We start from the raw sequence: 22,870 nt of genomic DNA, 5'->3' as shown, positions 1-22,870 counted from the left end.
GGAGAGACCGTGGAGGGACGTACGGTCGCGCGACCGATGAGTTTCCGGCCAGCCGACGGTCTCCCTTTGCGTCAACCCCGTACGCGCAAGGACTCCGGAAGGACCACGAGACATGAGCCCACAGGCAGCCAGAGCGGGCAGGGCGGCCGAGGCGCCCGACCTCGCGATCGAGACCGCGAGTCTGGTGAAGACCTTCGGCGAGACCCGGGCCGTCGACGGCGTCGACCTCACCGTGCCCACCGGCACGGTCTACGGAGTCCTCGGGCCGAACGGCGCCGGCAAGACGACCACCGTGAAGATGCTGGCCACGCTGCTCAGGCCGGACGGCGGCGAGGCGCACGTCTTCGGCCACGACGTGGTGCGCGAGGCCGACGCGGTACGCGGCAGGGTGAGCCTCACCGGCCAGTACGCGTCCGTGGACGAGGACCTCACCGGCACCGAGAACCTGGTGCTGCTCGGCCGGCTCCTCGGCCACCACAAGCGGACCGCGCGCGAGCGTGCCGCCCAGCTCCTGGAGGCCTTCGGGCTCACGGAGGCGGCGGCGAAGCAGGTCAAGCACTACTCGGGCGGTATGCGGCGGCGCATCGACATCGCCGCGTCCATCCTCAACACCCCCGACCTGCTCTTCCTCGACGAGCCGACGACCGGTCTCGACCCGCGCAGCCGCAACCAGGTGTGGGACATCGTGCGCGCGGTGGTCGCCCAGGGCACGACCGTGCTGCTGACCACGCAGTATCTGGACGAGGCCGACCAGCTGGCGTCCCGGATCGCCGTCATCGACAAGGGCAAGGTCATCGCGGAGGGCACGAAGGGCGAGCTGAAGGCGTCCGTCGGCGCCGGCTCCGTCCATCTGCGGCTGCGCGATCCGGCCCAGCGGCCCGAGGCGGAGGAGGTGCTGCGGCTGGCCCTCGACGCGACCGTGCAGCGCGAGCCCGACCCGGTCGCGCTGACGGCCCGTATCGGTACGTCCGTAAGCGACACGGCGACCGAGCAGGCGGCCCGCGCGCTCGCCGAGCTGGCCCGCTGCGGCATCACCGTCGACAACTTCTCCCTGGGGCAGCCCAGCCTGGACGAGGTGTTCCTCGCCCTCACCGGACACGACACGGAGGACGGCTCCACCGCCGACTCCGCAGCTGACTCCTCCGAAGGAGAGGTGGCGGCATGAGTACCGCGACCACGACCACCGAAGGCCGGGAACTCGCCCCGGTCAGCGCCGAATCGCTCGCCGCGCTGCTCGTCGCCAAGGACCGGCCGCCGCGCCCCAGCGCGCTCTCGGCGTCCCTCACCTTCGGCTGGCGCGCGATCCTCAAGATCAAGCACGTCCCGGAGCAGCTCTTCGACGTCACCGCGTTCCCGATCATGATGGTGCTGATGTACACGTACCTGTTCGGGGGCGCCCTGGCAGGCTCACCGCGCGAGTACATCCAGTTCCTGCTGCCGGGCATCCTGGTGATGTCGGTCGTGATGATCACGATGTACACGGGCGTCTCGGTCAACACGGACATCGAGAAGGGCGTCTTCGACCGCTTCCGTACGCTGCCGATCTGGCGGCCCGCGGTGATGGTCGGCTATCTCCTCGGCGACGCCCTGCGCTACACCATGGCGTCCGTGGTGATGCTGACGGTCGGCATCATCCTGGGCTACCGCCCCGACGGAGTGGTGGGCGTGGCCGCCGGGATCGCCCTCCTCCTGGTCTTCTCCTTCGCCTTCTCCTGGATCTGGACCATGTTCGGGCTGCTGCTGCGCACGGAGAAGTCGGTGATGGGCGTCAGCATGATGGTGATCTTCCCGCTGACCTTCCTGTCGAACGTCTTCGTCGACCCGAGCACCATGCCCGGCTGGCTCCAGGCCTTCGTCAACAACAGCCCGATCACCCATGTGTCGTCGGCGGTACGGGAGCTGATGGCCGGCGAGTGGCCGGCCGCCGAGATCGCCTGGTCGCTGGGGTGGGCGGGCCTGCTGGTGCTGGTCTTCGGCCCGGTGACGATGCGGCTCTACAACCGCAAGTAACCGAGAAGCGAGAGTCAGTTGTCGCGGATCGGACGGACGTCGGGCGCCACATGGGCGCCCGGCGTCGCCCGCACGATGGTGATGAGCCGGTCGGCCACCTGAAGCTCCCCGATGGACGGATCGTCGTAGCCCAGCACCCGATGCCCGCGTACGACGCTCACGACCAGGTCGTCCGTCTCGCGCGGCCCCTTGCCCACCTCGGCCTTTATGACCGGCCGTTCGACGATGTCGAGCCCGCTGCCCTGCTGGATGAGGTCCTCCATGACCATGCCGGCGGCGGGACTGAGCACGGACAGCCCGAGCAGCCGCCCGGCCGCGCTCGCGCTGGTGATGACGGCGTCGGCACCGGACTGCTTGAGCAGCGGCGCGTTCTCCTCCTCGCGCACGGCGGCCACGATCTTCGCCGTGCGGTTGAGCTGCCGGGCGGTGAGCGTGACGAGGACGGCCGTGTCGTCGCGCTGGGTGGCGATGATGATCTGCCGCGCCTTCTGCACCTCGGCCCGCAGCAGGACGTCACTGCGCGTGGCATCCCCGATCACTCCGGCGTATCCCTCGGCGGTGGCCGCCTCCACGGCTTTCGCGCTGGGGTCGACGACCACGACCTGTTCCTTCTTCAGCCCGGTGACACAGACGGTCTGTACGGCCGACCGCCCCTTGGTACCGAACCCGATGACTACGGTGTGCTCTCGCAAGGCCGCCCTCCAGCGGTTCTGCCGCCACTCCTCGCGTGTGCGCTCCGTGAGGACTTCGAGAGTCGTGCCGACCAGGATGATCAGGAAGAGCACGCGCAGCGGTGTGATGACGAAGATGTTGGTGAACCGGGCGGCGTCACTGACGGGCGTGATGTCGCCGTATCCCGTGGTGGAGAGGGTGACGGTGGCGTAGTAGAAGGCGTCGAGGAGGTCGACGGAACCGTCGGAGTTGTCGTTGTAGCCGTCGTGGTCGGCGTAGACGATGAGCGCGGTCCCGACCAGCACCAGCAGCGCCATGGCGACGCGTTTGCCGACCTGACGGATCGGCCGTTCCACCACGGTCCGGGGAAGTTTCACCCGATGGGTCACCAGATGCTCGTCCGCCTGGCGGGCGATGGCGTCATGGCCCGGCAGTTTCACGTGAAACATCCTCCTGTGCGGCCCGGCTGTATCGAATGTTTCACGTGAAACACACCCCGGCTTCGGTGGCTGCCGCCCAGGGCAGATCGAGCAGTTCGAGTTCCTGACCGGGGCGTGCGCCGCCGGGCGGTACGACCGCGAGGGCCTCGGCCGCCGCGATACCGCGCAGCATCGCCGGCCCGTTGTAGTGCAGCGGTACGGCCCGGTCGCCGCGCACGACGACGGGGATGAGCCGGGTGTCGTGCGGGTGCCCGTGCACCTCGTCCTTGAGCGGCAGCGTGTACGGCTCCGGCGCCGCCCGTCCCGCGAGGGTCCGCAGCAGGGGCTCGGCGAGGGTGAGCAGCCCGGAGACGGCGGCCAGCGGGTTGCCGGGCAGCCCGACGAGGTGCTGGTTCTCCTTGATCCGGGCCAGCAGCATGGGGTGCCCGGGGCGGACCTGCACGCCGTTCACGAGCAGTTCGGCGCCGAGGCGGTGCAGGGTGGGGTGGACGTGGTCGACGGGGCCGGAGGCAGTGCCACCAGTCGTGACGATCAGCTCGGCGGGGGAGTTCTTCAGAGCCGCGTACAGCGATTCGGCGTCGTCGCCGAGCCTGCGTACGGCGATGACATCGGCGCCGAGCGAGCGCAGCCAGGGCGGCAGCATCGGGCCGAGCGCGTCCCGGATCAGACCGTCGTGCGGGAGTCCCTCGGTGAGCAACTCGTCGCCCAGGACGAGGACTTCGGCCCGGGGGCGGGGGATCGCGGCGAGGGTGTCGTACCCGGCCGCCGCCGCGAGTCCGAGCACGGCCGGGGTCACGAAGGTGCCGGTGGGCAGCAGCTGGTCGCCGGAGCGGCACTCCTGGCCGCGCGGCCGGATGTCCTGGCCGTGGCTCATGTCCCGGGTGGCGTGCAGCCGGCCCTTGTCGTCGGTGCGGCCGTGCTCACTGCGCAGGACGGCGGTCGTGTCGTACGGGATACGGGCGCCCGTAGCGATCCGTACCGCGCTGCCGTCGGTGAGCGGCTCGGGCTGTGCGTGCCCGGCGAGGACACCGGCCTCGCGCACGTCCCAGGGGCCGGGTCCGGCCACCGCCCAGCCGTCCATCGCAGAGGTGTCGAAGGAGGGGAGGTCGGTGAGGGCCGTCAGGGGAGCGGCGAGGACAAGGCCGAGAACGGCGTCGAGGGGGACGGAGACGGGGGCCATGGCGGTACGGGGGACCTGGCGGGCGGCGCGCTCGGCGATGGCGCGGGCCTGGGGCCAGGGGGTGGCCCGGGGGCGGGCGGGGTTGAGATCCCCTTTGGTGCCGGGGCCGGGGAGGTCTGCCTCCACGTCGTAGACGCCTTCCCCGGTGGAGGCAGGTACTGCGGCGCCCTCGGCGGTCGGCCGGTCACCCTGCCTACCGCTGCCGCCGCCGGTTCCGCTGCCATTGCCTTCGTTCACGAGGGCGAGCGCCTCCTCGGCGCCGAGGTCGTCCAGGTCGCTGCGGGCGGTCATCCGGCGTCCGGGCGGCTGTCGGGGGCCTGGCCCGCACCGGGCTCGGCGTCGGCGGCCTTCGCGTCCTCCTTGGCCTCCTCGGCCCAGCGCAGGGCGAGGGCGACGGCCTTGCGAGTGGCCTCGGCGACCTCCTCCGGGCCTCCCCCGGCCCGGCCCGCCGCGTAGCCGACGAGGAACGTCGTCAGCGGGGCGGCCGGCCTGGCCACTCCGTGCGCGGCATCGCGGGCGAGATCGAGGAGGAGGCCGGTGTCGACGTCCAGGTCGATGCCCAGTTCGTCCTTGGCTGCGGAAATCCATTCGTCCAACACGTGCCCATGCTCCCTGATGCGTGCTCTGGCGGCGGCGATGTCGTCCCAGGTGTCGCAGTCGAAGGACGCGACGGGGTCGGAGACCCGGGTGAGTGCGAGCGCGCCGGTCAGCCGGCGCAGCGGCAGGCCGGTGAGGCCGCCGTGTTCGAGGGCGAGCGCGCCCAGCTCCCGGCGCAGCGCGGACGTCCGGTACGCGGCCACGAGCGGCTGGTCCCGTCCGTCCGGGTCGGTGAGCAGCGCGCCCTCGGCGCCGCTCGTCTCCAGGGCGCCCAGGAGCCGCCGTACCGTCGCCGGTCCGAGGAAGGGGAGATCGGCGGAGAGTACGACGACCTGCGCGGCCCCGGTCTGTCGCAGGCCCGCGTCGAGCGCGGCGACGGGTCCGCCGCCGGGCGGGTCCTCGTGGGCCCAGGTCACGGGCCGTGCGGTGGGCCGGGGGCCGGCCACGACCACGGTGGTGCCGGCGTCGGCGCAGGCGGCGAGCACCCGGTCGAGGAGCGCGCGCCCGCCCACCCGGACGCCGGGCTTGTCGGCGCCGCCGAGGCGCCGGGCGGCCCCGCCCGCGAGCACGACGGCGTCGTAGCCGTCGGCGCCGGGGGTCCCTGAGGGCTGGGGCTCATGCGCGGTCACCCTCCGAGTATGCGGGCCCCCGCTGATCACAGGGAACGGGCGCGCGCCACCCTGATCACAGTGTGCGCAGCAGCACCGCCGGCTGTTCGACGCAGTCAGCCACATAGCGCAGGAAACCGCCCGCCGTGCCGCCGTCGCACACCCGGTGGTCGAAGGTGAGCCCCAGCTGGACGACCTGGCGCACCGCCAGTTCGCCCTCGTGCACCCACGGCTTGGGGACGATCCGGCCGACGCCGAGCATGGCCGCCTCGGGGTGGTTGAGGATCGGTGTGGAGCCGTCGACGCCGAAGACGCCGTAGTTGTTCAACGTGAAGGTCCCGCCGGTGAGTTCGGCCGGGGTGAGGGTGCCAGTGCGGGCCGCCTCGGTCAGCCGGGCGATCTCGGCGCTCAGCGACTCGGCGTTCCTGGTGTGCGCGTCCCGGACGACGGGGACGACGAGCCCGCGGTCGGTCTGCGCGGCGAAGCCGAGGTGGACGCGGTCGAGCCGGACGATCTCCCTGGCCTCCAGGTCGACCGTGGAGTTCAGCTCGGGGTAACGGGCGAGGGCGGCGGTGCAGATACGGGCGAGCAGCGCGAGGAGGGAGATCTTCGGCCCCCCGGCCCCGTTCATCCGCACGCGCGCGTGCATGAGTTCCGTCGCGTCGGCGTCCACCCAGCAGGTCGCGTCCGGGATCTCGCGCCGACTGCGGGAGAGCTTGTCGGCGACGACACCGCGGATGCCCTTGAGGGGGATACGGGTGCCCTCGGAGGAGGCAATGGGCGCGGCGGGCACCGGAGTCGGGGACTCTGGGCGTGCGACACCGTCGCGCAGGGCGCGCTCCACGTCGGCGCGCAGGATCAGTCCGTCGGGCCCTGAGCCCGCCAACTCCCGCAGATCCAGGCCGTTCTCGCGGGCGAGTCTGCGCACGAGCGGCGAGATGACCGGCACGGGACCGTCGACCCGGGCGGGGGCAGCGGGAGTCTGTACGTCCGTGACGGCCACCGGAGCGGCGGGCGCCGCCGGTTCCCGACGTACCCTGCGCCGTCGCGCGGGCGCCTCGGAGGTGCCGTACCCGACGAGCACGTTCCCGGAGCCCCGGTCCGCGTCGCCCGCCGGTTCGGGGTGGGCCGGGGTGCCGACCGCGACCGTCACCAGGGGCGCCCCGACGGGCAGTTCGGTGCCCTCCTCGCCGAAGCGGGCGGTGACGACACCGCCGTACGGACAGGGCACGTCGACCATCGCCTTGGCCGTCTCGACCTCGACGACCGGCTGGTCGACGGCGACGACCTCGCCGACCTCGACCAGCCAGCGCACGATCAGCGCCTCGGTGAGCCCCTCGCCGAGATCGGGGAGCCTGAACTCCAGTACCTGTGCCATCAGCGTTCCGCCTCCCATTGCAACCGCCCCACGGCGTCCAGGACACGGTCGACGCCGGGCAGGTGGTGCCGTTCCAGCATCGGCGGCGGGTACGGGATGTCGAACCCGGCGACGCGCAGCACCGGCGCCTCCAGGTGATGGAAGCAGCGCTCCGTGACGCGGGCCGCGATCTCCCCGCCCGGGCCGCCGAAACCGCCCGACTCGTGGACGACGAGGGCCCGCCCGGTCCGCCGTACCGAAGCACAGACCGTCTCGTCGTCGAACGGGACCAGGGAACGCAGGTCGACGACCTCCAGGTCCCAGCCCTCCGCCTCCGCCGCCTGTGCCGCCTCCAGGCAGACGGGCAGCGACGGCCCGTACGTGATGAGCGTGGCGCTGCGGCCCGGGCGCCGCACCACCGCGCGTCCGATCGGTTCAACGGCCGACGGCTCCTCCGGGTTCCAGGAGTCCTTCGACCAGTACAGGCGCTTGGGCTCCAGGAACACCACGGGGTCGTCGGAGGCGATGGCGGCCCGCAGCAGGCCGTACGCGTCGGCGACCGTGGCCGGTGTGACGACATGGAGGCCCGGGGTCGCCATGTAGTACGCCTCGGAGGAGTCGCTGTGGTGTTCGACTCCGCCGATGCCGCCGCCGTAGGGCACCCGGACGGTGATCGGCAGGGGCATGGCGCCGCGCGTGCGGTTGCGCATCCGGGAGACATGCGAGATCAGCTGTTCGAACGCGGGGTAGGCGAACGCGTCGAACTGCATCTCGACGACCGGGCGCAGACCGTACATGGCCATGCCGACCGCCGCCCCGAGGATGCCCGCCTCGGCGAGCGGGGTGTCCGTGCAGCGGTCCTCGCCGAACTCCTTGGCGAGCCCGTCGGTGACCCGGAAGACCCCGCCGAGGGTGCCGACGTCCTCGCCCATGACGTGCACGGCCGGGTCTGCGGCCATGGCGTCGCGCATCGCACGCGTGAGGGCCTGCGCCATGGTGGCGGGTTTGAGGGCGACGGTGGTCATCAGTGCGCCCCTTCCGCCTCGGCGTCGAGCTCGGCCCGCAACTGTGCCCGCTGCTCGCGCAGTTGGGGGGTGGGTTCGGCGTAGACCTGGGAGAACAGGTCCATGGGGTCGAGCGCCGGGTCCTGGTTCATCCGGGCGCGCAGGTCGGCGGCGAGGGCCTCGGCGTCGTCGCGCGCGGCCTTGATGCCGTCCTCGTCGAGCAGCCCGCGCGCGGTGAGTTCCTGTTCGAGGAGGTCGATCGGGTCGTGGTCGCGCCAGGCGGCGACCTCGGAGTCGGTCCGGTAGCGCTTGTCGTCGTCGGCGTTGGTGTGCGCCTCCAGGCGGTAGGTCACCGCCTCGACGAGCGTGGGACCACCCCCCGCGCGCGCGTGCCGTACGGCGTCGCTCAGCACCTCGTGCATGGCGACCGCGTCGTTGCCGTCGACCAGGCGGCCCGGCATCCCGTAGCCGACGGCCTTGTGGGCCAGCGATGGGGCCGCTGTCTGCTTGGCGAGCGGTACGGAGATCGCGAAGCCGTTGTTCTGGACCAGGAAGACCACCGGCGCCTGCCACACGGCGGCGAAGTTCAGCGCCTCGTGGAAGTCGCCCTCGCTGGTGCCGCCGTCGCCGACCATGGTCAGCGCGACCACGTCGTCACCCTTGAGGCGGGCGGCGTGCGCGAGCCCGACGGCGTGCGGCAGCTGCGTCGCCAGCGGGGTGCACAGGGGCGCCACCCGGTGCTCGCGCGGGTCGTACCCGGTGTGCCAGTCGCCGCGCAGCAGCGTCAGGGCCTGTACGGGGTCGACGCCCCGGGCGACCACGGCGAGCGTGTCCCGGTAGCTGGGGAAGAGCCAGTCGCGGTCCTCCAGGGCGAGCGCGGCGGCCACCTCGCAGGCCTCCTGGCCGACGCTGGAGGGGTACACGGCGAGCCGGCCCTGCTTGGTGAGGGCGGTGGCCTGCGCGTTGTACCGCCGCCCGCGCACCAGCTGCGCGTACAGCCTGCGCAGCAGTCCCGGGTCCGCCTGCGCCGCCGCCTCGGTGCCGAGGACGCGGTACGGAGCCGCGTCGGGCAGCAGCGGCGCGGGGTCGGTACGGGGCTGCCAGGCGGGCGGCGGCGTAGGCCGGTATGCGCCCCGCTGCTCCATGACCGTCATGACGGCACCTCCTCGTGGGAGACGGCTTCGGGCACGCCACGGATGTGAGGCGCCTCACCTACCGATTGTTCGGTCGTCGGCACATTTTGGCTACAGGCACCGTCAGGCTGTGGACAAACGGTTCTCCACAGCCTGAGATGGACGCAGTACGTCCATGGTAGGGAGGCGGGGGGACATGGCACCTGAACAAATGGCCGAACGCCCGGAGGGCGGCAACACCCTGCCGCCCGCGCGCCCGCTGGACGCCATCGATCAGGACATCCTGCAGATGCTCCAGGCGGACGGCCGCGCCTCGATCCGCTCCGTGGCCGAACGTGTGCACGTTTCCCGGGCCAACGCCTACGCGCGCATCAACCGCCTCATGGAGGACGGCGTGATCCGCGGTTTCGGCGCCCGCGTGGACCACGAACGCGCAGGGCAGGGCACCTCGGCGTACATCACCCTGAAGATCGTCCAGAACTCCTGGCGCACGGTCCGCGAACAGCTGCGGCAGCTCCCGGGGGCGGACCACATCGCCCTGGTGGGCGGCGACTTCGACGTTCTGCTCCTGGTCCACACACCGGACAACAAGGCACTGCGCGAACTGGTCCTGATGCGCCTGCAGGCGATGCCGGAGGTGCTCAGCACGCGCACCCTGCTGGTGTTCGAGGAGGAGGACCTGGACCTGGAGGGCTGAGACGCCCCTCCACAGGACGCTCACTCCGGGCTGCGCAGCCCCCCGAAGACCAGCCGCACCACCGCGTCGGAGACCTCCCGCTCGCCCATGCCGCGCCCGTCGGGCCGGTACCACTCGACGACCGAGTTGATCATCCCGAAGACGAGCCGCGTCGCGAGCCGCACCTCCACGTCACCGCGTACGTCCCCCTCGGCCGCCGCGGCCCTGAGCAGCTCGGCGACCCGGTGGTCGAAGTCCCGGCGCCGTTCCAGCGCCCAGCGCTCGGTGTCGGTGTTGCCGCGCACGCGCAGCAGCAGCGTGACGTACGGCAGTTCGACCATGAGCACCTCGACCATGCGGCGTACGACGTACTCCAGACGCCCCGCGGCGGGCCCCACGCGCGCGTGCTCCTCGTCGAGGATCCCGAAGAGCCCGTCCAGCGCCCGGCTGACGGCGAGGCGCAGCAGCTCCTCCTTGCCGGTGACGTGGTGGTATATCGACGACTTGGAGATGCCCGCGGCCTTGGAGAGGTGCTCCATGGAGGTGCCGTCGTAGCCACGCTCGATGAACACCTGGACGGCGACCTGGAGAAGGGTCGTCGGCGTGTACGTGTCGCGCTTGGCGGTGGTCATGGGGTGCCCTCCCGCTTGTCGGTGGCGTACGCGTGGCGGTAGAGCGCGAGGGACGGCGCGTACCGTCCGCTCGGGTCGCGCTGGTGGAGTTCGTCGAGGATCTCGTGCGCCCAGCTCCGGCCGAGCCTGCGGCTCCACTCGAAGGGCCCGAGCGGGTAGTTGACACCGAGGCGCATCGCCGTGTCGACGTCCTCCTCGGTGGCGACGCCCTTGGCGACGGCGTCGTGCGCGAGGTCGACGATCCGGGCCACCGTACGGGCGACGATCATGCCGGGGGCGTCCCCGAGGACGCTGACGTCCTTGCCGAGGGCCTGGAAGAGGCCGATGGCCTCGGTGAGGGTCTGCGGCTGGGTGTCCTGGGAGGCGGACAGCGCCATGCGGGTCGCGCGACGGTAGTCGAGGGCGAGGTCGAAGTAGACGACGTCACGGAACTCGACGCTGGTCTGCCCGTCGGCGAGGACCAGCTGGCCGCCGCTGGGCAGTACCAGCCGGGTGCCGTGGTCCTCCTCGTCCTCGCGGACGGGAATGCCCGCCTCGCGGATCAGCGCGAGCAGGTCGGACGCGGGGCCCAGGTCACCCTCCGCGACGACGTACGCGGGCGCCTGGGCCTTCTCAGCGGTGTGCGGTTCGGCGCGCTCGGCGTCGTCCCCGTACTCGTACCAGCCCTGCCCGGTCTTGCGGCCGAGCCGGCCCGACTCGACGAGGCGCCGCTGGGCCAGCGAGGGCGTGAACCGCACGTCCTGGAAGAAGGCCTGCCACACGGAGTGGGTGACGGCCTCGTTGACGTCCTGCCCGATGAGGTCGGTCAGCTCGAAGGCGCCCATCCTGAACCCGCCGCACTCGCGCAGCACCGCGTCGATGGTGGCGGGATCGGCGGACTGCGCCTCGTACGCCGCAAATGCCTCGGCGTAGAAGGGCCGGGCGAGGCGGTTGACGATGAAGCCGGGGGTGTCGGCGCAGGCGACCGGGGTCTTGCCCCAGGCGCGGGCCATCTCGTACGCGCGCGTGGCCGACGTGACGTCGGTGGCGAACCCGGAGACGACCTCCACGAGGGGCAGCAGCGGCGCCGGGTTGAAGAAGTGCAGCCCGACGAACCGCCCCGGGTTGCGCAGGACGCCCCCGATGGCGGTGACGGACAGCGAGGAGGTGTTGGTGGCCAGCAGACAGTCCTCGTCGACCACGTTCTCCAGCGCGCGCAGCAACTCCTGCTTGACGTCGAGCTGTTCGAGGACGGCCTCGACGACGAGGGAGCAGTCGGCGAGTTCGGCGAGGTTCCCGGCGGCGTGCAGCCGGCCCCGGGCGGTGTCCCGGTCGGCCGCCGTCATCCGGTCCTTCTCGACGAGCCGGTCGAGCCGCGCGCCGATCGCGTCGGCGGCCTCCTGGGCACGCCCGGGAGCGGCATCGAACAGCCGTACGTGATGGCCGGCGACCAGCGCGACCTGGGCGATGCCCTGGCCCATGGTGCCGGTGCCGACGACGGCCACGGGGCTGCTGAGGTCGAGTGCTGTCATGTGCGCGATCCTCCCGCACGAGGTTGTCCACAGATGCGGCGGACCCCCTTGTCCCGACCGATCGTTCGGTTACTCTAACTCTGTCGTGCCTTTCCTGCCCAGGTCATGGCCCAGGTCATGTCCGAGGCCATGAGCTCAACGAAGTGCTCTTGAGACGAGGAGTTGTTCCCCGATGGCCGCCGAACTCACCGCGCATCAGCTGATCGCCCAGCACCGGCCCACCCTCGACCAGGCGCTGGAAGCGATCCGCACACGCGCGTACTGGTCCCCGCACCCCGAACACCCCAAGGCGTACGGGGAGGACGGCAGCCTCGACCTGGCGGCGGGCAAGGCCGCCTTCGACGCCGTCCTGAACACCCGCCTCGACCTCGGCCAGCCCGGCACGGACGACTGGGTCGGCGGCGAGGAGTCCCCGTACGGCATCGCACTGGGTGTCACCTACCCGCACGCGGACGTCGACGTGCTGCTGCCCGCCATGAAGGCCGGCCAACGCGCCTGGCGGGACGCGGGGGCGGAGGTGCGCGCGATGGTCTGCCTGGAGATCCTCAAGCGGATCAGCGGGCGGACGCACGAGTTCGCGCACGCGGTCATGCACACCAGCGGCCAGGCCTTCATGATGGCGTTCCAGGCGGGCGGCCCGCACGCCCAGGACCGCGGCCTGGAGGCGGTGGCGTACGCGTACGCGGAGCAGGTCCGCACCCCCGGCACGGCGGAGTGGAACAAGCCCCAGGGCAAGCGCGACCCGCTCTCCCTCACCAAGGAGTTCACCCCCGTCCCGCGCGGCATCGCCCTCCTGATCGGCTGCAACACCTTCCCGACGTGGAACGGCTACCCGGGCCTGTTCGCGTCCCTGGCCACGGGCAACGCGGTCCTCGTGAAGCCCCACCCGCGCGCGGTGCTGCCGCTCGCGCTGACGGTCCAGGTGGCGCGCGAGGTCCTGGCGGAGACCGGCTTCGACCCGAACCTGGTGGCCCTGGCGGCCGAGCGCCCCGGCGAGGGCATCGCGAAGACCCTGGCGACCCGCCCGGAGATCCGCATCGTCGACTACACGGGCTCGACGGCGTTCGGCGACTGGCTGGAGGCCAACGCCCGCCAGGCGCAGGTCTACACGGAGAAGGCCGGCGTCAACACGGTGATCGTGGAGTCGACCGACAACTACAAGGGCATGCTGTCGAACCTCGCGTTCGCCCTCTCCCTGTACAGCGGCCAGATGTGCACAACCCCGCAGAACCTCCTGATCCCCCGCGACGGCATCCGTACGGAGGAGGGCCACAAGTCGTACGACGAGGTGGTCACCGGCCTCGCCACCGCCGTCGACGGCCTCCTGGGCGACGACGCCCGCGCGAACGGTCTGCTGGGCGCGATCGTCAACCCCGACGTGAAGGCCCGCCTGGAGGCGGCGGCCGGGCTCGGCGAGGTCGCCCTGGCCTCACGGGAGATCGCGAACCCGGACTTCCCGGACGCCGTGGTCCGTACCCCCGTCATCGTGAAGCTCGACGGTGCCAAGCCCGACTCGGAGGCCGCCTACATGAGCGAGTGCTTCGGCCCGGTCTCCTTCGCCGTCTCGGTCGACTCGTCGGCGGACGCGGTGGAGCTGCTGCGGCGGACGGTCCGGGAGAAGGGCGCGATGACGGTCGGCGCGTACACGACCGACCCGGAGTTCGAACAGGCCGTCGAGGAGGCCTGTCTGGAGGAGTGCGCGCAGCTGTCGCTGAACCTGACCGGCGGGGTGTACGTCAACCAGACGGCCGCCTTCTCCGACTTCCACGGCTCGGGCGGCAACCCGGCGGCGAACGCGGCCCTGTGCGACGGGGCGTTCGTGGCGAACCGGTTCCGGGTGGTGGAGGTGCGTCGGCCTGCATAGGCGCTCCGCTGGGTACGCGGTTCGTTCACCGCGGGCCGGTGGGGGCTGGTCGCGCAGTTCCCCGCGCCCCTATCGGGGCGCGGTTCCGCTCCGCTCAGAAGGTCCCGTTCCCCGTGACGCTCCAGTGGTACAGCGTCATCGCCACGCTCGTCGCCAGGTTGTAGCTGGAGACCTGGGGGCGCATCGGGAGGGACACCAGGTGGTCGGCACGCGCGCGTAGGTCGGGGGACAGTCCGCTGCGCTCGGAGCCGAAGGCGAGGACGGCGTCGTCCGGGAGCTTCAGGCCCCGGATGTCGTCGCCCTCAGGGTCGAGCGCGAACACCGGCCCGTACGGCAGCTCGGCCACCGTCAGCCGCTCCACGGCGGTCGCGAAGTGCAGCCCCGCCCCACCGCGGACGACGGTGGGGTGCCAGGGGTCGAGCGTCCCGGTGGTGACGACCCCGGTCGCGCCGAACCCGGCCGCGAGCCGGATCACCGCCCCGGCGTTGCCGAGGTTGCGCGGGTTGTCGAGCACGACGACGGGCGCGGTCCGGGGGGTGCGCGCGAGCGCCTCCAGATGAGCCGCGCGGGAGGGCCGTACGGCCAGGGCGGCCACCGCGGTGGGGTGCGGGCGCGGCACGAGGGACGTGTACGTCGTCTCCGGGACCTCGGTCAGCAGGGCGTCCAGGGTGTCCCGTACGTCCGGGGCCAGCTCGTCGGCGAGAGCGAGCGTCGCGCGTCGGTCCGTGGTCACGGCCGCCGGAATCCGCGCGCCGAAGCGGACGGCGTGCTTGAGGGCGTGGAAGCCGTCGAGCAGGACGGAGGAGCCTTCGAGCCGATGCCACTCGGCCACCACGGGCCCTGTCGCCGCTTCCGTCATGCCTTGAAGCCTACGTGCGGGGGCTCCGCCGACTCGTCCGCGGCGGGCTCGTCGGCCGCACCGGAGGCGGGCGGGTCCGGCACCGCACGCCAGCCGCCCCGCAGCCGGGCGAGAAGACGCACGCGCGCGCGTGCCGCCCCATCGCCGAGGCGGCGCAGGAAGGAGGTCGGCAGGAACACGGCGTCCGCGGCGATCATCGCGAGCGAGAAGAAGGGCAGCCCGAGGACGACGGCGATCACGGCGTGCTCGGTCATCATCACGGCCAGCAGGACGTTCTTGACCCGCCGGTTGAAGAGGGTGAAGGGGAAGGCGACCTGCACGATCACCGTCCCGTACGTCACCAGCATCACCATCGTGCCGCTCGACGACATCAGGTCGGAGAGCGCGGGCCACGGCGAGAAGTAGTCGAGGTGGAGCGGGTAGTAGACGGCGGTGCCGTCCTGCCAGCGCGAGCCCTGGATCTTGTACCAGCCGGCCGTCGCGTAGATCAGACAGGCCTCGGCCATGATCACGAAGAGCGCCGCGTTGTGCACGAGGTTGCCGACGATGTCGAGCAGCATCCGGGGCTCACCGCCACGCCCAGGTCGCGATACGGCCCACCACACGGCCTGCGCCAGCCACATGCCCCAGAGGATCACCGGGACGAGCGGGTCGCCGTCGAGCTTGCCGGCGGCGGTACCGGCGACGAGGAGCAGCCCGAGGACGGTCCAGAGCGCCGGACCCACCCGGTCGGGGGCGGGATCGAGGGACACGCGCGCGCGTGCCTCGCGGGCGCGCCGGGCGTCCAGGGACCACACCTGGCCGCAGCGCGTGAACACCAGGTAGAGCGACATCAGGTGCAGGACGTTGTCGCCGCCGTCACCCACGAAGATGCTGCGGTTCTGGAGCGAGAGCACGCCGACCATGAAGACCACGGACAGAGCGCGGGTCCGCCAGCCGAGCAGCAGCAGAAGACTGGCGAGCACGGCGAGCACATAGACGAGCTCGAACCAGATCTGGCTGCCGGACCACATCAGAACCGTGAAGGCGCCGTTGTCCGCGGTGAGCTGCTGGGCGAGATCCCAGCTCCAGGGGCCGTCGGGCCCGTACAGCTCCTGCCGGTGCGGGAACTCGCGCAGCAGGAACAGCAGCCAGGTCGCCGAGAAGCCGATCCGGACGACGGCGGCCTGGTAGGGCCCCAGGGCGTTCTCGGTGACCCGCCCGATGCCGAGGGAGACGGAACGGGACAGCGAGCGGGGAGCGGCCGGCGCGGGGCGGCTCATGAGGCGTCCGCCCGCGTCGCGTCGGTCGCGCCTGCCGCCTGGGCCTTCTCGTCGTCGGGGACGGGCCACCAGGGCAGTACGCGGTACGTCGGCTTCTCGGGCACCTGCACCTGTTCCTGGCTCCACTCGGGCGGCCGGACGTTGGTACTGCGGGAGCGGACCTGGACGCGGTCGATCGTGCCGCCGGGGCCGGCCGCGTCCTCGCGGTCGAGGCGCAGGACGACGATGCGGCGCAGATACTGCTCGGCGAGGACCCCGCGCAGGCCCGAGGGGCGGTTCTGGGCGTCGTGCGAGGCGACGAGGAAGTCCCAGGCCCGGCGCAGCTCGTTCTGCTGGGTGTGACTCGGGACCGGGTTGCCGTGGATGGCCTCGCCGTCCAGCGCGGAGAGGTCGTACCAGGCGGTCGTACGGGCCCCGCCGTCGGCGGTACGGACATCGGCGCGGACCTCGACGGCGATGTTCTGCTGGAGCGGGTTGGGGGCGAACAGCTTCCAGTTCTGCTCGAACTCCGGGTAGATCCAGTCGTCGATCGCCCGCGCGTGCTCCTTGGTGACCGTGTTCGAGGGCGCGACATGCAGGAAGACCATCCCGAGGTGCGCAAACGCGGCGACGGCGACGACCGCGACGGCGAGGGCGGCGCCTATCTGGTACGGGAGCGAGAGGGCGGCCAGCGACGTGCGGGGGGCTTCCTGGGGATCGGGGGAGCCGTGGGGGGCGAGGGTGCCAAGGGCAGGCGCGCTGTCACCGTCCGGCGGGCCGGACCCGGGCGTCGGCGCGGGTCCGTCGGGCGGAGCGCCCTCGGCCCCGCCGGGCTCGTCCCGCCCGTGCCGGGCGTCCGAGCCTGCCTCGTACGCGTCCATTCCGCCCCGTCTCCCGATCCCCGGTCCCACTGCGCACGGGCACGGTACTCAGACCCACCCGTCCCGCGCAGCCCCCTCCGGGAGTTATCCACAGCCGTTGACACCCTACGGCCCGTCGCCGGATCATCGATTTCGAGCAAACCGAACGATCGGTCGGCCAACCGACTCCGCACCCCCGACCCCACCATCCGTTCCCTTCTTCTAGAACCTGTTCTATCTTGACGCCCCGTCAGATACCGTCCCCGCCCCGAGAGGACAGCACCATGGACTTCAGGTTCAGCGAGGAGCAGCAGGCGGCGGTCGAGGCGGCCCTGGCGGTGTTCAGCGGAGTCGCGCCGGACTCGGTGCCCAGTCCGTCGCTCGTCGCGGGCGCCGTCGCGGACGACTTCGACCGGGCCCTGTGGGAGAAGCTCGCCGGTGCGGATCTGCTGAGCCTGCTGCTCGACGAGGAGTTCGGCGGGGCCGGTCTCGACGCCATCGCCCTGTGTCTCGTGCTGCGCGAGTCCGCGAAGGTGCTGGCCAGGGTGCCCCTGCTGGAGAGCTGCGCGGCCACGGCGGCCGTACAGGCGTACGGGGACGAGGAGTTGCGGGGCGAGATACTGCGCCGCGCCGGGACCGGCGAACTCGTCCTCACCGTCGCCGCGCACGGCCGTACCGGCCACGACCCCGCCGAACTCGCCGTGACCGCCGGGCGGGACGGTGACCTCTGGGTCCTCGACGGCACGCAGACGGCGGTGCCCTGGGCGCACAACGCCGACTTCGTCCTCGTACCCGCGCGCACCAGCGCCGACCGGACCGTCCTCGCCCTGGTCCCCCGCGTCCACGAAGGCGTCGCCCTCGGCGAGCAGACATCCACCGCCGGTGAGCGGCTCGGCGAACTGCGCCTGGAGTCCGTGCGGTTGCCTGGCCGGTACGTCCTCGACGCCGAAGGCGGCTGGCCGTGGCTGCGCGATCTGCTGACCGTCGGGACGTGCGCGCTGGCGCTCGGGCTGGGGACGGCGGTGCTGGGCATGACCAGCGACTACACCGGAAAGCGGGAGCAGTTCGGACATCCGCTGGCGACGTTCCAGGCCGTCGCCGTGCAGGCCGCCGACCGGTACATCGACCTGCGCGCGATGGAGGTCACGCTGTGGCAGGCGGCATGGCGGATCAGCACCGGGGCCGAGGGCGCGCTGCCCGTGTCCGGGGACGTCGCCGTCGCCAAGATCTGGGCCTCGGAGGGCGTACGACGGGTCGTGCAGACCGCGCAGCATCTGCACGGCGGCTTCGGCGCCGACACCGACTATCCGCTGCACCGGTTCCACGCCTGGGCCAAGTACCTGGAACTGTCGCTCGGCCCGGCCGCCGCACACGAGGAGGCCCTGGGCGACCTGCTCGCGGCCCACCAGCTGGGCTGAACCCCGCGGCGGGCCGTCACATACCGGGGAACGGGGTTCAGGCCACGAAGCCCGGCGCACCCTCGTCGGTCACGACCGGACGGCCCGCCGCCTCCCACACCTGCATACCGCCGCCGACGTTCACCGCGTCGATGCCCTGCTGGACCAGGTAGTTGGTGACCTGGGCCGAACGGCCGCCGGAGCGGCAGATCACGTTGACCCGGCCGTCCTGCGGTGCCGCCTCGGTCAACTCGCCGTAGCGGGCGACGAACTCGCTCATCGGGATGTGCAACGCCCCCTCGGCGTGCCCCGCCTGCCACTCGTCGTCCTCGCGGACGTCCAGCAGGAAGTCGCCGTCCTTGAGGTCCGAGACCTCGACCGTGGGCACACCAGCTCCGAAACTCATGTCCCCGACGATACCCAGGTCACTGCTCAAGCAACTCCGCGAGTTCCCTCTCGCGCTGCGCGACCTGCGCCAGCAGCTGCTCGGCGATCTCCTCCAAGAGACGGTCGGGGTCGTCCGGGGCGAGCTTCAGCATCGCGCCGATCGCGCCCTCCTCCAGCTCACTGGCGACCAGCGTGAGCAGTTCCTTGCGCTGGGAAAGCCATTCGAGGCGGGCGTACAGCTCCTCGCTGTGACTCGGCTGCCACTCGGCGGGCGCCGGACCGGCCGCCCACTCCTCGGCCAGCTCCCGCAGCAGCCCCTCGTCGCCCCGCCCGTAGGCGGCGTTGACCCGGGAGATGAACTCGTCGCGCCGCGCCCGCTCGTCCTCGTCCTGCGCGAGGTCCGGGTGGGCCTTGCGGACCAGCTCACGGTAGAGCTTGCGGGCCTCGTCGCTCGGGCGGACCCGCTGCGGAGGCCGCACCGGCTGGTCGGTGAGCATCGCGACGGCCTCCGGGAACAGTCCCTCGGAGTCCATCCAGCCGTGGAACAGCTCCTCGACACCGGGCATCGGCATGACCCGCGCCCGTGCCTCCTGCGCCGCGAGCACGTCCTCGGGGGCGCCGGTCCGCGCGGCCTTCGCCTCGGCGATGCTCGCGTCCAGTTCGTCGAGGCGGGCGTACATCGGGCCGAGCTTCTGGTGGTGCAGCCGGGAGAAGTTCTCGACCTCGATACGGAAGGTCTCGACGGCGATCTCGTACTCGATGAGCGCCTGCTCGGCGGCCCGTACGGCCCGCTCCAGCCGCGCCTCGGGCCGATCCGCCTCAGCCACGCCCTCGGCCGCGCCCCCGGTCCGATCGGCCGCGCCGGACGGCGCCTGCGCGTCAAGGGGCTCCCGCGGCCCGTCGGCTTCGGGCACGGACGAGGACTGCTCAGCTTCCGGGGTCGTCACCCGCCCAGCGTAGGCCACGGCTCACCCGTACCTCCAAGGCCACCGAACAGCGCCCGTGAAGCCGCCCCCGTCCCCCGTAACAACCGTCACACCCCCATCTCCGCGTCGATCCTCCCCGCCCGCACCGCCTCCACCAGATCCGCGTGGTCGGCCTCCGTGCGGTCGGCGTAGGACATGGCGAACGTCGCGATCGCCTCGTCCAGCTCGTCGCCCTTGCCGCAGTAGCCGGCGATCAGTCGCGGGTCGGCGCTGTGGGCGTGGGCGCGGGCCAGCAGGGCGCCCGTCATCCGGCCGTAGTCGTCGACCTGGTCGGCGGAGAGGGCGGCCGGGTCGACGCTGCCCTTGCGGTTGCGGAACTGCCGTACCTGGAAAGGCAGTCCGTCGACGGTGGTCCAGCCGAGGAGGATGTCGCTGACGACCTGCATGCGCTTCTGCCCGAGCACCACCCGGCGCCCCTCGTGCACCGCGCCCGCGGCCTCCACCGGGTCGAAGCCGGCGGTCGCCAGATGCGGAACCAGCGCCGAGGGCCGGGCCTCCTTCACCTGGAGCACCAGCGACTCACCACGGTGGTCAAGGAGCAGGACGACGTACGACCGCGTGCCCACGCTCCCCGTGCCGACGATGCGGAACGCCACGTCGTGCACCGAGTGCCGGGCCACCAGCGGGAGGCGGTCCTCCGAGAGCGTGTCCACGTACTCCTCCAGGGACGCCGCCACCACCGCGGCCTCCGCGTCCGGCACCTGCCGCAGCACCGGCGGAGCCGCCACGAAGCGCCGTCCGCCGTCCTCGGTGGCCTCCGTCGACCTGGCCGCGAAGCGCCCGCTGGTGTTGCCCCGGGCCTTCTCGGAGACCCGCTCCAGCGTGCCGATCAGATCGTGGGCGTCCGTGTAGGAGACGAGTTCCTCGTCCGCGATGGCGTTCCACGCGTCCAGCACCGACAGCTTCGCGAGGAGCCGCATCGTGCGGCGGTACGCGCCGACCGCGCCGTGCGCCGCACCGCGGCAGGTGGCCTCGTCGGCGCCCGCCTCCCGGCCCGCGAGCACGAGCGAGGCGGCGAGCCGCTTGAGGTCCCACTCCCAGGGGCCCTGGACCGTCTCGTCGAAGTCGTTGAGGTCCATGACCAGACCGCCGCGCGCGTCCCCGTACAGCCCGAAGTTGCCCGCGTGGGCGTCACCGCAGATCTGGGCGCGGATCCTGGTCATCGGGGTGCGGGCCAGGTCGTACGCCATCAGGCCCGCCGAACCGCGCAGGAACGCGAACGGGGTGGCCGCCATCCTGCCCACCCTTATCGGGGTGAGCTCGGGGATACGGCCGAGGTTGGACTCCCTGACCGCCGCCTCCGCGTCCGGCCGCGAACCGTCCGTGCCGGAGTCGAAGGAGGCGTGCGCGGCCCGCGGGACCTGTCGCCGCAGCGCCTTCCCCGCCTCCTTGGGGGAGGAGCCCTCCGCCTGCCACTGGGCGAAGCCACGCACCCGGGGAAGCTCCCGTGCCCGGCTCGGCGCCGCTCCGGTGCCCGCAGACTCCGTACCGACCTCGGTCATCGCGACCGCCTCCCCCGCTTCGTTCACCGCTGTCAACATCAACTCGCGACGACCGTACCGCCACCGGACAAATCCCGTCAGAGCCTGTGGATAACTCTTCGACCCAGGTCCGACCCGTGGGACGCACCTCATATGAGAGAGACCTCACACCCGCGAGACGTGCGAGGACAACGCGAAACGGCCCTCATCGTGATCCACGATGAGGGCCGTTCACTTGTGGGGCACCGACGGAACTCGCTGGTCAGGACTTATACAGGGGTCGATAGAGATCGTTTCCCGCGCTGTACTGTCGGATTTCCCGCGTCCCAGGCCAGAGGTACAGCCACGGACGCTGGCGGGTCCCCGCGAGGTCGGGGTGTCCGGCTATGCCCTGAACCCTTTGACCCCGGGAACGAACATTTTAGAGTCCCGCGGACCTGTATGTCTCGCTCCACGAGGTCGTATTCCACCCCCGTAGCCATGCCCGCGGACGGCCCGTGGATCTGCCCCAGGGAGTCGGCGGTTACGGGGTGGCCAGCCGGTAGGTCGGGCGCAGCCACAGCACGCTGGGGCAGTCCCACCCGGACAGTGAGGGAACTACCGTCACGTGTCGCTCCGCGTTCACCTCGACCCCGACCGCGGACGCGTACACGGCGTCCCAGCTGGCTGCGGCCATCGCCTCCCGGTCAGGCGCGGTGCGGTGCATCAGGTGTTCGAGCCGCACCGGGCGCGGATACCGAGAGTGCCTCCGGCCTGGAGGCTTACCTGATTGTGTTCACGCCCTCCGGCACTCCGGAACCGCCGCCTCCTGCCGCCCGCGAGAGCCGACGGGACCGGCTGGGCCGTACTCATGGAAAGCCTCCCCTCAACTCGCGCTGACACCGTCACGGGAACAGAGAGGGGAGCGGCCGGTGCGGCCGCTCCCCCTACGCCCCTTCGGAGGGCTGCTCCACCGCCCATGCCGGTAGCCCTCCTGGCGGAGAACGGCATCGAACGCGACCACACACCTTGTTGTGCTGAAGCTGACCTCGGAGCAGCACACGAGGCCACCGCGAGCTCACGCAGCCCCTGCATCAACGGCCTGGTCACGCAAGCCATGGGTGCGGACCTCCTGGGAGTTCACGCGGACGCTTACACAAGGTGCGGCCGCGCGCCGGGCGGTGTGGCGGTCCGCGAAAAGGTCACACCGCCCGGTTACTCAAGGCGGAAATTGAATCAATGGATGGCATATTCCACATATAGAGGTGTCCCCACCACGTACCGAACATTTCTGTCTCTGAATTCAGGATTAAGCGCGACGGTGATCCGAGCGAAACCGCGTACCCATGGTGCGGTTTCCGGCATTAACTGCCGATCAAGGGCATCCAGTAGATGTCGCGTTCCCACCGCAAGCGTCCAAGGGTCGCCGCTATGCAACGGCTCGTCACTCGTCGCGGCCGGCTGGTCGGTGAGGGAATCGACCAGTAGACCCGCCGGAGACCGCACTGTTTCGACCCACACTGGAGGAGCGCTACCAGCCCCGCCATCGATGATATCGCCGGACAGGGATGGCGGATCGGCCTCTTCCAGCCCTTGACCGCTGGTCAGGTGGCGTGACGAGCCGTGCAGCAGCAGCCGAACCGAGCCGCCCGAGTCGTACCCCGTGACAGGGGAGGGGGGATCAACGAACAGCACCATCCCCGATGCCACACCGCGCAGAGTCCGATAGTTCAACGGCGCTTCGAACTCAACCCAAGTGCCGGGCGACAGATTTTGCTCGGTAAACCACCGCGCCGAGGAAGAAACGTGCTTGACAACCTGACGCAGTCGATCGCTACGCAGCCGTTCCTCATCCGCAGCTTCGGGCTCCCACCCGACGCCGCCCATTGGCGAGTTCAGCTGCCAATTCCCCCGGAGAGCGCGCTTTCGCTTCTCGGGCAAGAATTGGCGTAACTTGCTATCGGAGAGGTATATAAGTTCTCGCACAGCACTCCTC

At 71.5% G+C, this 22,870-nt stretch carries 21 protein-coding genes; 5 read left to right on the top strand and 16 right to left on the bottom strand.

What is annotated here, in order from left to right; all coding sequences use genetic code 11:
- Window positions 1–112: 112 nt before the first annotated feature.
- Entirely contained in the window at window positions 113–1,165 is a 1,053-nt protein-coding gene (locus ACFYXF_RS11750) for an ATP-binding cassette domain-containing protein (RefSeq protein WP_389349357.1), read from the top strand.
- Window positions 1,162–2,010, top strand: a complete 849-nt coding sequence (locus ACFYXF_RS11745) for an ABC transporter permease (RefSeq protein WP_389349356.1) — start codon at window positions 1,162–1,164, stop codon at window positions 2,008–2,010. Before ACFYXF_RS11750 ends, ACFYXF_RS11745 begins: the two co-directional genes overlap by 4 nt.
- Window positions 2,011–2,024: 14 nt before the next feature.
- Here ACFYXF_RS11745 and ACFYXF_RS11740 read toward each other — a convergent pair whose 3' ends face one another.
- Genes ACFYXF_RS11740 through pdhA form a run of 6 tightly spaced genes read right to left on the bottom strand, consistent with a single transcriptional unit; the run spans window position 2,025 to window position 9,022 of the window.
- The gene (locus tag ACFYXF_RS11740) at window positions 2,025–3,122 is read right to left on the bottom strand and encodes a potassium channel family protein (protein WP_389349355.1); all 1,098 of its coding nucleotides are present in this window, start codon (window positions 3,120–3,122) and stop codon (window positions 2,025–2,027) included.
- 40 nt (window positions 3,123–3,162) lie between these two features.
- Window positions 3,163–4,593 carry a molybdopterin molybdotransferase MoeA gene (locus ACFYXF_RS11735; protein ID WP_389349354.1) on the bottom strand — a complete coding sequence of 477 codons (1,431 nt, stop codon included), beginning with the start codon at window positions 4,591–4,593 and terminating at the stop codon, window positions 3,163–3,165.
- Window positions 4,590–5,528, bottom strand: a complete 939-nt coding sequence (locus ACFYXF_RS11730; protein ID WP_389349353.1) for an NTP transferase domain-containing protein — start codon at window positions 5,526–5,528, stop codon at window positions 4,590–4,592. Before ACFYXF_RS11730 ends, ACFYXF_RS11735 begins: the two co-directional genes overlap by 4 nt.
- A 55-nt stretch (window positions 5,529–5,583) precedes the next feature.
- Window positions 5,584–6,885 (bottom strand): dihydrolipoamide acetyltransferase family protein, encoded by a 1,302-nt coding sequence (locus ACFYXF_RS11725; protein WP_389349352.1) that lies wholly within the window; start codon window positions 6,883–6,885, stop codon window positions 5,584–5,586.
- Entirely contained in the window at window positions 6,885–7,889 is a 1,005-nt protein-coding gene (locus ACFYXF_RS11720) for an alpha-ketoacid dehydrogenase subunit beta (protein WP_389349351.1), read from the bottom strand. Before ACFYXF_RS11720 ends, ACFYXF_RS11725 begins: the two co-directional genes overlap by 1 nt.
- Window positions 7,889–9,022 (bottom strand): pyruvate dehydrogenase (acetyl-transferring) E1 component subunit alpha, encoded by a 1,134-nt coding sequence (gene pdhA, locus ACFYXF_RS11715; RefSeq protein WP_389349350.1) that lies wholly within the window; start codon window positions 9,020–9,022, stop codon window positions 7,889–7,891. The genes ACFYXF_RS11720 and pdhA overlap by 1 nt, the downstream gene beginning before the upstream one ends.
- A gap of 190 nt (window positions 9,023–9,212) precedes the next feature.
- Here pdhA and ACFYXF_RS11710 point away from each other — a divergent pair, with 190 nt between their 5' ends.
- Window positions 9,213–9,698, top strand: coding sequence for an Lrp/AsnC family transcriptional regulator (locus ACFYXF_RS11710; RefSeq protein ID WP_235480016.1), 486 nt, complete (start codon window positions 9,213–9,215; stop codon window positions 9,696–9,698).
- A gap of 20 nt (window positions 9,699–9,718) precedes the next feature.
- Here ACFYXF_RS11710 and ACFYXF_RS11705 read toward each other — a convergent pair whose 3' ends face one another.
- Together ACFYXF_RS11705 and ACFYXF_RS11700 are read right to left on the bottom strand one after the other, a co-directional pair.
- Window positions 9,719–10,309 (bottom strand): TetR/AcrR family transcriptional regulator, encoded by a 591-nt coding sequence (locus tag ACFYXF_RS11705; RefSeq protein ID WP_389349349.1) that lies wholly within the window; start codon window positions 10,307–10,309, stop codon window positions 9,719–9,721.
- Window positions 10,306–11,820, bottom strand: coding sequence for a 3-hydroxyacyl-CoA dehydrogenase (locus ACFYXF_RS11700; RefSeq protein ID WP_389349348.1), 1,515 nt, complete (start codon window positions 11,818–11,820; stop codon window positions 10,306–10,308). Before ACFYXF_RS11700 ends, ACFYXF_RS11705 begins: the two co-directional genes overlap by 4 nt.
- A 172-nt stretch (window positions 11,821–11,992) precedes the next feature.
- Between ACFYXF_RS11700 and paaN the strand changes: the two genes are divergently transcribed.
- Complete coding sequence (gene paaN / locus ACFYXF_RS11695; protein WP_389349347.1) at window positions 11,993–13,684, top strand: phenylacetic acid degradation protein PaaN; 1,692 nt, start codon at window positions 11,993–11,995, stop codon at window positions 13,682–13,684.
- Between the two features lie 94 nt (window positions 13,685–13,778).
- On the opposite strand, the gene ACFYXF_RS11690 is transcribed toward paaN, so the two are convergent.
- From ACFYXF_RS11690 to ACFYXF_RS11680, 3 genes are read right to left on the bottom strand one after another with little or no spacing between them, the layout of a single operon-like run.
- A complete protein-coding gene (locus tag ACFYXF_RS11690; RefSeq protein WP_389349346.1) occupies window positions 13,779–14,543 on the bottom strand; it encodes a TrmH family RNA methyltransferase in 765 nt (254 codons plus the stop codon).
- Window positions 14,540–15,805, bottom strand: a complete 1,266-nt coding sequence (locus ACFYXF_RS11685) for an HTTM domain-containing protein (protein ID WP_389349345.1) — start codon at window positions 15,803–15,805, stop codon at window positions 14,540–14,542. The genes ACFYXF_RS11690 and ACFYXF_RS11685 overlap by 4 nt, the downstream gene beginning before the upstream one ends.
- Window positions 15,802–16,665, bottom strand: coding sequence for a DUF5819 family protein (locus tag ACFYXF_RS11680; protein WP_389349344.1), 864 nt, complete (start codon window positions 16,663–16,665; stop codon window positions 15,802–15,804). The genes ACFYXF_RS11685 and ACFYXF_RS11680 overlap by 4 nt, the downstream gene beginning before the upstream one ends.
- 263 nt (window positions 16,666–16,928) lie before the next feature.
- Between ACFYXF_RS11680 and ACFYXF_RS11675 the strand changes: the two genes are divergently transcribed.
- On the top strand, window positions 16,929–18,062 hold the full coding sequence (locus tag ACFYXF_RS11675; protein ID WP_389349343.1) for an acyl-CoA dehydrogenase family protein: 1,134 nt from the start codon (window positions 16,929–16,931) through the stop codon (window positions 18,060–18,062).
- A 37-nt stretch (window positions 18,063–18,099) separates the two neighbouring features.
- Here the strand turns inward: ACFYXF_RS11675 and ACFYXF_RS11670 are convergent, their stop codons facing one another.
- The 5 genes from ACFYXF_RS11670 to ACFYXF_RS11650 all read right to left on the bottom strand — a co-directional run bounded on the left by ACFYXF_RS11670 (window position 18,100) and on the right by ACFYXF_RS11650 (window position 22,860).
- Window positions 18,100–18,429: a rhodanese-like domain-containing protein gene (locus ACFYXF_RS11670; protein ID WP_389349466.1), complete on the bottom strand. Its 330-nt coding sequence runs from the start codon at window positions 18,427–18,429 to the stop codon at window positions 18,100–18,102.
- Between the two features lie 37 nt (window positions 18,430–18,466).
- Window positions 18,467–19,375 (bottom strand): J domain-containing protein, encoded by a 909-nt coding sequence (locus tag ACFYXF_RS11665; RefSeq protein WP_389349342.1) that lies wholly within the window; start codon window positions 19,373–19,375, stop codon window positions 18,467–18,469.
- Window positions 19,376–19,461: 86 nt separating this feature from the next.
- Entirely contained in the window at window positions 19,462–20,916 is a 1,455-nt protein-coding gene (locus tag ACFYXF_RS11660; protein WP_389349465.1) for a DUF2252 domain-containing protein, read from the bottom strand.
- Between the two features lie 502 nt (window positions 20,917–21,418).
- The gene (locus ACFYXF_RS11655) at window positions 21,419–21,619 is read right to left on the bottom strand and encodes a hypothetical protein (RefSeq protein WP_389349341.1); all 201 of its coding nucleotides are present in this window, start codon (window positions 21,617–21,619) and stop codon (window positions 21,419–21,421) included.
- Window positions 21,620–22,110: 491 nt separating this feature from the next.
- Complete coding sequence (locus ACFYXF_RS11650; RefSeq protein ID WP_389349340.1) at window positions 22,111–22,860, bottom strand: SAVMC3_10250 family protein; 750 nt, start codon at window positions 22,858–22,860, stop codon at window positions 22,111–22,113.
- Window positions 22,861–22,870 lie beyond the last annotated feature (10 nt).

Origin of the sequence: Streptomyces sp. NPDC002680 (assembly GCF_042889145.1) — a bacterium.
In the GTDB taxonomy this organism is placed as follows: Bacteria; Actinomycetota; Actinomycetes; order Streptomycetales; family Streptomycetaceae; genus Streptomyces; species Streptomyces adonidis.
The sequence above is the reverse complement of the archived record's forward strand: the minus strand, read 5'-3'. Positions and strand labels throughout refer to the sequence as shown.

What these genes read in the sequence shown, in the direction of transcription:
- ACFYXF_RS11660 (WP_389349465.1), bottom strand. Translation starts at nt 20,916, where the DNA reads ATGACCGAGGTCGGTACGGAGTCTGCGGGCACCGGAGCGGCGCCGAGC.
- ACFYXF_RS11725 (WP_389349352.1), bottom strand. Translation starts at nt 6,885, where the DNA reads ATGGCACAGGTACTGGAGTTCAGGCTCCCCGATCTCGGCGAGGGGCTC.
- pdhA (WP_389349350.1), bottom strand. Translation starts at nt 9,022, where the DNA reads ATGACGGTCATGGAGCAGCGGGGCGCATACCGGCCTACGCCGCCGCCC.
- ACFYXF_RS11745 (WP_389349356.1), top strand. Translation starts at nt 1,162, where the DNA reads ATGAGTACCGCGACCACGACCACCGAAGGCCGGGAACTCGCCCCGGTC.
- ACFYXF_RS11680 (WP_389349344.1), bottom strand. Translation starts at nt 16,665, where the DNA reads ATGGACGCGTACGAGGCAGGCTCGGACGCCCGGCACGGGCGGGACGAG.
- ACFYXF_RS11700 (WP_389349348.1), bottom strand. Translation starts at nt 11,820, where the DNA reads ATGACAGCACTCGACCTCAGCAGCCCCGTGGCCGTCGTCGGCACCGGC.
- ACFYXF_RS11690 (WP_389349346.1), bottom strand. Translation starts at nt 14,543, where the DNA reads ATGACGGAAGCGGCGACAGGGCCCGTGGTGGCCGAGTGGCATCGGCTC.
- paaN (WP_389349347.1), top strand. Translation starts at nt 11,993, where the DNA reads ATGGCCGCCGAACTCACCGCGCATCAGCTGATCGCCCAGCACCGGCCC.
- ACFYXF_RS11685 (WP_389349345.1), bottom strand. Translation starts at nt 15,805, where the DNA reads ATGAGCCGCCCCGCGCCGGCCGCTCCCCGCTCGCTGTCCCGTTCCGTC.
- ACFYXF_RS11750 (WP_389349357.1), top strand. Translation starts at nt 113, where the DNA reads ATGAGCCCACAGGCAGCCAGAGCGGGCAGGGCGGCCGAGGCGCCCGAC.
- ACFYXF_RS11735 (WP_389349354.1), bottom strand. Translation starts at nt 4,593, where the DNA reads ATGACCGCCCGCAGCGACCTGGACGACCTCGGCGCCGAGGAGGCGCTC.
- ACFYXF_RS11710 (WP_235480016.1), top strand. Translation starts at nt 9,213, where the DNA reads ATGGCCGAACGCCCGGAGGGCGGCAACACCCTGCCGCCCGCGCGCCCG.
- ACFYXF_RS11675 (WP_389349343.1), top strand. Translation starts at nt 16,929, where the DNA reads ATGGACTTCAGGTTCAGCGAGGAGCAGCAGGCGGCGGTCGAGGCGGCC.
- ACFYXF_RS11705 (WP_389349349.1), bottom strand. Translation starts at nt 10,309, where the DNA reads ATGACCACCGCCAAGCGCGACACGTACACGCCGACGACCCTTCTCCAG.
- ACFYXF_RS11720 (WP_389349351.1), bottom strand. Translation starts at nt 7,889, where the DNA reads ATGACCACCGTCGCCCTCAAACCCGCCACCATGGCGCAGGCCCTCACG.